The sequence below is a fragment of the Roseateles sp. genome, from assembly GCF_044373315.1.
Classification (GTDB): domain Bacteria; phylum Pseudomonadota; class Gammaproteobacteria; order Burkholderiales; family Burkholderiaceae_C; genus JACDQM01.
Genome location: NZ_JBILQK010000197.1, coordinates 1 through 3,170 on the forward strand (window position 1 = coordinate 1; position 3,170 = coordinate 3,170).

Sequence of the window (3,170 nt, forward strand, 5' to 3'; positions counted from 1 at the left end):
CTTCCAGCCTCTTGCGCCGAGCGGTGAGCCGTCTGTCCCGGACAGCGCGAATCATCTGTTTGAGCACTGCCCCTACTGCTCGCTGCACACGCCCACGCTGGGCCTGCCGCCCGTCGATCTCAGCCTCGCCCTGCCAGCCCCGGCAGCCGAGTTGCTGCCAGCGCTGTTCCTCGAAGGGCCGGGCCAGCAGCACAACTGGACGGTGGCCCATCCGCGCGGGCCTCCTGTCGCTGCCCTGCTGTTCTGACACCCGCGCTGCGCCTGACCGGCGCGCGCTACCGAAGACATCAGCGATTTCATCACGCCGCCGGCTTAAACCAGCCACCCCGGCCCGAGATCGAGCGACAAGAAGGATTCATCCGCCATGAGCAAGACTACCGCCCGCCTCTTCTGCAGCCGCGTGCTGCGCACCCCCGTCCAAGCCGCCCTGCTGGCTCTGGTGATCGCCGGCCCCGCGCTGGCACAGGTCACGGTGAAGGACGCCTGGGTGCGCGCCACCGTGACGCAGCAGAAGGCCACCGGTGCCTTCATGCAGCTGCAATCGACCAGCAATGCCCGCCTGGTCGAGGCCCGCTCGCCGGTGGCCGGCGTGGTGGAGATCCACGAGATGGTGATGGACGGCTCGACCATGCGCATGCGTGCGGTGCAAGGTCTTGACCTGCCGGCCGGCCGCAGCGTCGAGCTGAAGCCGGGTGGCTATCACGTGATGCTGATGGACCTGAAGGCGCCCATCGCTGCCGGCCAGGATGTGCCGCTGACGCTGGTCTTCGAAGGCGCTGACAAGAAGCGCCAGACCGTCGATCTCAAGGCCTCGGCGCGCGCGCTGGGCGCAGCGCCCATGCATGGCCACGGCCACCAGCACGGCAAGTAACAAGCCGCTGAGCCACGACGGCCACGCGCAGGGGCACTGAGCGCCTGCTCGCCGCCGCCATCCATACACCGACAGATTCCAGCCGCCGCCGCGGGCCTTGGCCCCTGCGCGCCGCTGCACGCCCTTTTTCCGACATGACAACGACGAAGAACTTTGCTTCGCCGTGCGGCCCCCTGCTGCCGCACGGCCTGATGACGCCCTGCGCGCTTGCCGCTCTGGCCCTGTTCACTCCCGCACTGGCCCTGGCCCAGGGTGTGGCCACCGAAAACCAGCTGCAGCAAGTGCAGATCGCCGGCAAGAGCGCCGCCACCATCGATGCGCGCCAGCCCGGCTCCAGCGCCAGCGTCGATGCGCAGAAGCTCGCACAGCAGAACCTCTACAACGCCGAAGATGCCGCCGCGCTGCTGCCCAGCACTGCGATCCGCAAACGCTATCTGGGCGACCGCAACGCCAATGTCGGCGGCCGCAGCCACGGCGTGCTGCAGCCCGGCCGCGCCCTGGTCTATCTGGACGGCTACCTGATCAGCAATTTCCTGGGCCGCTTCGACGCGCCACGCTGGAATATGGTGAACATGGAGGCCATCGAACGCATCGACGCCTTCTACGGCCCCTTCTCCGCGCAGCTGCCGGGCAACTCCATCGGCACCACGCTGATGCTCACCGAGCGCAAGCCCCAGGGCTTCGAGGCCTCAGGCAGCCTGCGCTATGCGCAGCAGGATTTCTCCGAGTACGCAACGAAGGAGACCTTCGGCGCCGCTCAGGCCTCGGTGCGCCTGGCTGGCCGCAGCGCGAGCAGCGGCATCTGGTGGGTGCTGGGCCTGCAGCACCAGGACAGCGAAGGCCACCCGATGGGCTATGCCAACGCGGTGCGCGCCAGCACCAGCGGCGCCTTCGCCACGCCGGGCGGCAGCGCCACGCGCGTGACCGGCATCGTCTACGACCGAGATCCCAATGGTCGCGAGCGCGCCCTGTTCGGCGCCACCGGCATCGACCACAGCATCCAGGACACGCTGAACCTGCGCGTGGGCAGCGCGCTGGGTGCCAGCCAGCAAGTCGAAGCGCGCGTCTCGCTGTGGCGCGCCGACAGCACGGTGCGCAATTCGACATGGCTGCGCGACGCCAGCGGCCAGCGCATCTGGAGCGGCACAGTCACCGATGGAACCTATGCCTTCACGCTGCCGGCCAACAGCTTTGCGCCCAGCACGCGCGACGAGTTGCACCGCCAGCTCGGCGCCACCTGGAAGACCACGCACAGCCAGGGTTGGAATGCCTCTGTCGTGGCCACGCAATACCGCATCGTCGACGACGTCAACCGCCAGGCCAATCTGGCCGACCCGCAGGCCGAGGCCGGCGGCGCCGGCAGCGTGACGCGGCGCGACGGCACCGGCTGGACCACGCTGGAAGCCCAGGCCGTCTACAAGCCGCAGGCGGGGGACTGGGGCGATGGCCGCCACACGCTGACGCTGGGCGCGCACCGCAATGAATACCGCCTGATCAACAGCGTCACCAGCGCAGCCGACTGGCGCGGCGGCGCCGAAGTGCTGAACCAGAACTATCTCGGCCGCACACGCGTCGAGGCGCTCTACGCGCAGGACGCCTACCGCCTGGCCGACGACTGGCTGCTGACCGGCGGCGTGCGCGAAGAGCGCTTCCAGACCTGGGGCGGAAGCCAGTACTTCGCCGGCCCGCCGGTGGCGCAGACCGCCTACCCGACGCGCAAGCTCAGCGCCACCTCCCCGAAGCTGGCGCTGGCCTGGTCGGCCACCGACACCTGGCTGCTGAAGGCCAGCGCTGGCCGCGGCTGGCGCTTCCCGAATGTGGACGAGCTCTACAACGGCACCAAGACCGGCAGCAGCATCACCACCAGCGACCCGAACCTGCGCCCCGAACGTGGCGATGCGCTGGAGCTGGCAGCCGAGGGCCTTTGGCAGCAGGCGCGCCTGCGCGTGAGCCTGTTCCGCGAAGATGTGAAGGACACCATCGTGCGCCAGACCGATGCCACCGTCACACCCAGCGTCACCCGCGTCAACAACATCGACCGCGTACTCAGCCAGGGGCTGGAGCTGGCCGGCGAGATGCAGATGCCGGGCCTGAAGGCGCTGACACTGAACGGCAGCGCCACCTTCACCGACGCCAGCATCAAGGCCAATGCCGCCAATCCGGCGACCGTGGGCAAGCGCTGGCTGCGCATCCCCCTGCAGCGCTATACCGTGCAGGCCGCCTGGCGGCCCTCGGCACAATGGACGGCAGCCGCCACCTGGCGCTTCAGTGGCCGGCAATACAACACCGACACCAATGT

3 protein-coding genes are annotated in these 3,170 nt (G+C 69.1%); all 3 read left to right on the forward strand.

The genetic code is table 11. The features are described 5' to 3' along the window. Window positions 1–247, forward strand: a 247-nt coding sequence (locus ACIQ67_RS20290; protein WP_397536185.1) for a DUF2946 domain-containing protein, incomplete at its 5' end; no start/stop codon positions are given. Between the two features lie 117 nt (window positions 248–364). Beyond that, window positions 365–871 carry a copper chaperone PCu(A)C gene (locus tag ACIQ67_RS20295; protein WP_397536186.1) on the forward strand — a complete coding sequence of 169 codons (507 nt, stop codon included), beginning with the start codon at window positions 365–367 and terminating at the stop codon, window positions 869–871. Window positions 872–1,005: 134 nt separating this feature from the next. Then, window positions 1,006–3,170, forward strand: a 2,165-nt coding sequence (locus ACIQ67_RS20300) for a TonB-dependent receptor (RefSeq protein WP_397536187.1), incomplete at its 3' end; no start/stop codon positions are given.

Excerpts from the sequence above, each read along its gene's own strand:
- ACIQ67_RS20295 (WP_397536186.1), top strand. The coding sequence starts at position 365 with ATGAGCAAGACTACCGCCCGCCTCTTCTGCAGCCGCGTGCTGCGCACC.